The 5,416-nt window shown below is 51.5% G+C and carries 2 tRNA genes and 3 rRNA genes; all 5 read right to left on the reverse strand.

From position 1 onward, the window contains the following. Positions 1-54 precede the first annotated feature (54 nt). Positions 55-170, reverse strand: a 5S ribosomal RNA gene (gene rrf, locus PVA39_RS23110). A gap of 137 nt (positions 171-307) precedes the next feature. After that, positions 308-3,199: ribosomal RNA gene (locus tag PVA39_RS23115) — 23S ribosomal RNA — on the reverse strand. Positions 3,200-3,458: 259 nt separating this feature from the next. Further along, positions 3,459-3,534 (reverse strand) — tRNA-Ala (locus PVA39_RS23120). Positions 3,535-3,553: 19 nt separating this feature from the next. Continuing rightward, positions 3,554-3,630, reverse strand: a tRNA-Ile gene (locus tag PVA39_RS23125). A gap of 85 nt (positions 3,631-3,715) precedes the next feature. Further along, a 16S ribosomal RNA gene (locus PVA39_RS23130) occupies positions 3,716-5,251 on the reverse strand. Together the 16S, 23S and 5S rRNA genes with 2 tRNA genes alongside form the textbook arrangement of a ribosomal RNA operon. Positions 5,252-5,416: the final 165 nt, after the last annotated feature.

The raw sequence follows: 5,416 nt of genomic DNA on the forward strand, positions 1-5,416 counted from the left end.
GCCCGAAAAGACGAAACCCCAGACCTCTGTCGAGATCTGGGGTTTCTTATAGAAGCTTGACGATGACCTACTCTCACATGGAGAAGCTCCACACTACCATCGGCGATGCGTCGTTTCACTACTGAGTTCGGGATGGGATCAGGTGGTTCCAACGCTCTATGGTCGTCAAGCAAACTGGTTGCTGCTTCGGGGTTTAGCCGCTGCAGCGAATTGGGTATGTGATGTCAGTTGGTATTACGTGTTCTCGCAAATCTTCGGCATTACTGTCGACTTCAACCGTCTAACAGCCAAATTGTTTGGGTGTTATATGGTCAAGCCTCACGGGCAATTAGTACTGGTTAGCTCAACGCCTCACAACGCTTACACACCCAGCCTATCAACGTCGTAGTCTTCGACGGCCCTTTAGGGAACTCAAGGTTCCAGTGAGATCTCATCTTGAGGCAAGTTTCCCGCTTAGATGCTTTCAGCGGTTATCTTTCCCGAACATAGCTACCCGGCAATGCCACTGGCGTGACAACCGGAACACCAGAGGTTCGTCCACTCCGGTCCTCTCGTACTAGGAGCAGCCCCTCTCAAATCTCAAACGTCCACGGCAGATAGGGACCGAACTGTCTCACGACGTTCTAAACCCAGCTCGCGTACCACTTTAAATGGCGAACAGCCATACCCTTGGGACCGGCTTCAGCCCCAGGATGTGATGAGCCGACATCGAGGTGCCAAACACCGCCGTCGATATGAACTCTTGGGCGGTATCAGCCTGTTATCCCCGGAGTACCTTTTATCCGTTGAGCGATGGCCCTTCCATACAGAACCACCGGATCACTAAGACCTACTTTCGTACCTGCTCGACGTGTCTGTCTCGCAGTCAAGCGCGCTTTTGCCTTTATACTCTACGACCGATTTCCGACCGGTCTGAGCGCACCTTCGTACTCCTCCGTTACTCTTTAGGAGGAGACCGCCCCAGTCAAACTACCCACCATACACTGTCCTCGATCCGGATAACGGACCAGAGTTAGAACCTCAAGGTTGCCAGGGTGGTATTTCAAGGATGGCTCCATGAGAACTGGCGTCCCCACTTCAAAGCCTCCCACCTATCCTACACAAGCAAGCTCAAAGTCCAGTGCAAAGCTATAGTAAAGGTTCACGGGGTCTTTCCGTCTAGCCGCGGATACACTGCATCTTCACAGCGATTTCAATTTCACTGAGTCTCGGGTGGAGACAGCGCCGCCATCGTTACGCCATTCGTGCAGGTCGGAACTTACCCGACAAGGAATTTCGCTACCTTAGGACCGTTATAGTTACGGCCGCCGTTTACCGGGGCTTCGATCAAGAGCTTCGCGTTAGCTAACCCCATCAATTAACCTTCCGGCACCGGGCAGGCGTCACACCCTATACGTCCACTTTCGTGTTTGCAGAGTGCTGTGTTTTTAATAAACAGTCGCAGCGGCCTGGTATCTTCGACCGGCATGTGCTTACGGGGTAAACCCTTCACACTCACCGGCGCACCTTCTCCCGAAGTTACGGTGCCATTTTGCCTAGTTCCTTCACCCGAGTTCTCTCAAGCGCCTTGGTATTCTCTACCTAACCACCTGTGTCGGTTTGGGGTACGGTTCCTAATTACCTGAAGCTTAGAAGCTTTTCCTGGAAGCATGGCATCAACCACTTCATCGTCCTAAAGGACAACTCGTCATCAGCTCTCGGCCTTGATCTCCCGGATTTACCTAAGAAATCAGCCTACCACCTTAAACACGGACAACCAACGCCGTGCTGGCCTAGCCTTCTCCGTCCCTCCATCGCAGTAATTAGAAGTACGGGAATATTAACCCGTTTCCCATCGACTACGCATTTCTGCCTCGCCTTAGGGGCCGACTCACCCTGCGTCGATTAACGTTGCGCAGGAAACCTTGGTCTTTCGGCGTGCGAGTTTTTCACTCGCATTGTCGTTACTCATGTCAGCATTCGCACTTCTGATACCTCCAGCAAGCTTCTCAACTCACCTTCACAGGCTTACAGAACGCTCCTCTACCGCTCAACTTACGTTGAACCCGTAGCTTCGGTGTATGGTTTGAGCCCCGTTACATCTTCCGCGCAGGCCGACTCGACTAGTGAGCTATTACGCTTTCTTTAAAGGATGGCTGCTTCTAAGCCAACCTCCTAGCTGTCTAAGCCTTCCCACATCGTTTCCCACTTAACCATAACTTTGGGACCTTAGCTGACGGTCTGGGTTGTTTCCCTTTTCACGACGGACGTTAGCACCCGCCGTGTGTCTCCCGTGCTGACACTTGCTGGTATTCGGAGTTTGCATCGGTTTGGTAAGTCGGGATGACCCCCTAGCCGAAACAGTGCTCTACCCCCAGCAGTGATACACGAGGCGCTACCTAAATAGCTTTCGAGGAGAACCAGCTATCTCCGAGCTTGATTAGCCTTTCACTCCGATCCACAGGTCATCCGCTAACTTTTCAACGGTAGTCGGTTCGGTCCTCCAGTCAGTGTTACCTAACCTTCAACCTGCCCATGGATAGATCGCCCGGTTTCGGGTCTATACCCAGCGACTAAACGCCCTATTAAGACTCGCTTTCGCTACGCCTCCCCTATTCGGTTAAGCTCGCCACTGAATATAAGTCGCTGACCCATTATACAAAAGGTACGCAGTCACCCAACAAAGTAGGCTCCCACTGCTTGTACGCATACGGTTTCAGGTTCTATTTCACTCCCCTCTCCGGGGTTCTTTTCGCCTTTCCCTCACGGTACTGGTTCACTATCGGTCAGTCAGTAGTATTTAGCCTTGGAGGATGGTCCCCCCATATTCAGACAAAGTTTCTCGTGCTCCGTCCTACTCGATTTCATTGATAAGAGCATTTCGTGTACGGGGCTATCACCCACTACGGCGGCACTTTCCAGAGCCTTCCACTACACTCTAATCAACTTAAGGGCTAGTCCCCGTTCGCTCGCCACTACTAAGGGAATCTCGGTTGATTTCTTTTCCTCAGGGTACTTAGATGTTTCAGTTCCCCTGGTTCGCCTCATGCACCTATGTATTCAGTGCATGATACCCAGCTTATGCTAGGTGGGTTCCCCCATTCAGAGATCTCTGGATCACAGTCTGTTTGCCGACTCCCCAAAGCTTATCGCAGGCTACAACGTCTTTCATCGCCTCTGACTGCCAAGGCATCCACCGTATGCGCTTCTTCACTTGACCATATAACCCCAAGCAATCTGGTTACTGTCTATAACGTGAAGACGACATTCGCCGAAAATTTGCACTTGAGAACAACGCAAATTTTACCTTGACCAGATTAATTACCAGTGAAAGTAATCAATCAGTCACTTCTATCACATACCCAAATTTTTAAAGAACGATGTTTCGACTGGTCAAAGACCAGAAATCAACATTCACTCTGCCATCGCAGGAATGCTCATTTCTGAACTCTTACTCATTAACGACTGTAACCAGAAAGTGGTGGAGCCAAGCGGGATCGAACCGCTGACCTCCTGCGTGCAAGGCAGGCGCTCTCCCAGCTGAGCTATGGCCCCGTATCATCTGCACCTGAATTGGTAGGTCTGGGCAGATTTGAACTGCCGACCTCACCCTTATCAGGGGTGCGCTCTAACCAACTGAGCTACAGACCTATAACAGGGTCGCGTTACAGCATCGTCTTCTACAATGAATCAAGCAATTCGTGTGGGAGCTTATGAATAAGCTGCGATCTTCGATTAAGGAGGTGATCCAGCCGCAGGTTCCCCTACGGCTACCTTGTTACGACTTCACCCCAGTCATGAATCACACCGTGGTAACCGTCCTCCCGAAGGTTAGACTAGCTACTTCTGGTGCAACCCACTCCCATGGTGTGACGGGCGGTGTGTACAAGGCCCGGGAACGTATTCACCGTGACATTCTGATTCACGATTACTAGCGATTCCGACTTCACGCAGTCGAGTTGCAGACTGCGATCCGGACTACGATCGGTTTTATGGGATTAGCTCCACCTCGCGGCTTGGCAACCCTTTGTACCGACCATTGTAGCACGTGTGTAGCCCTGGCCGTAAGGGCCATGATGACTTGACGTCATCCCCACCTTCCTCCGGTTTGTCACCGGCAGTCTCCTTAGAGTTCCCACCCGAGGTGCTGGTAACTAAGGACAAGGGTTGCGCTCGTTACGGGACTTAACCCAACATCTCACGACACGAGCTGACGACAGCCATGCAGCACCTGTGTCTGAGTTCCCGAAGGCACCAATCCATCTCTGGAAAGTTCTCAGCATGTCAAGGCCAGGTAAGGTTCTTCGCGTTGCTTCGAATTAAACCACATGCTCCACCGCTTGTGCGGGCCCCCGTCAATTCATTTGAGTTTTAACCTTGCGGCCGTACTCCCCAGGCGGTCAACTTAATGCGTTAGCTGCGCCACTAAAATCTCAAGGATTCCAACGGCTAGTTGACATCGTTTACGGCGTGGACTACCAGGGTATCTAATCCTGTTTGCTCCCCACGCTTTCGCACCTCAGTGTCAGTATCAGTCCAGGTGGTCGCCTTCGCCACTGGTGTTCCTTCCTATATCTACGCATTTCACCGCTACACAGGAAATTCCACCACCCTCTACCGTACTCTAGCTTGCCAGTTTTGGATGCAGTTCCCAGGTTGAGCCCGGGGCTTTCACATCCAACTTAACAAACCACCTACGCGCGCTTTACGCCCAGTAATTCCGATTAACGCTTGCACCCTCTGTATTACCGCGGCTGCTGGCACAGAGTTAGCCGGTGCTTATTCTGTCGGTAACGTCAAAATTGCAGAGTATTAATCTACAACCCTTCCTCCCAACTTAAAGTGCTTTACAATCCGAAGACCTTCTTCACACACGCGGCATGGCTGGATCAGGCTTTCGCCCATTGTCCAATATTCCCCACTGCTGCCTCCCGTAGGAGTCTGGACCGTGTCTCAGTTCCAGTGTGACTGATCATCCTCTCAGACCAGTTACGGATCGTCGCCTTGGTGAGCCATTACCTCACCAACAAGCTAATCCGACCTAGGCTCATCTATTAGCGCAAGGCCCGAAGGTCCCCTGCTTTCTCCCGTAGGACGTATGCGGTATTAGCGTTCCTTTCGAAACGTTGTCCCCCACTAATAGGCAGATTCCTAGGCATTACTCACCCGTCCGCCGCTGAATCAGGGAGCAAGCTCCCGTCAACCGCTCGACTTGCATGTGTTAGGCCTGCCGCCAGCGTTCAATCTGAGCCATGATCAAACTCTTCAGTTCAATACTGCTTGGGTTTTGAGAAAACCCTAAACTTGGCTCAGCAATCGCAAAAAACTCTCGAATTCACGAGTGTTACTTGTGATGCTGATAATCTTGCGATCAGTCAGTCTTAACTCACAAGCACCCACACGAATTGCTTGATTCAGTTGTTAAAGAACGTTTGGC

The sequence above is a fragment of the Pseudomonas sp. CNPSo 3701 genome (assembly GCF_028674975.1).
Lineage (GTDB): Bacteria > Pseudomonadota > Gammaproteobacteria > Pseudomonadales > Pseudomonadaceae > Aquipseudomonas > Aquipseudomonas straminea.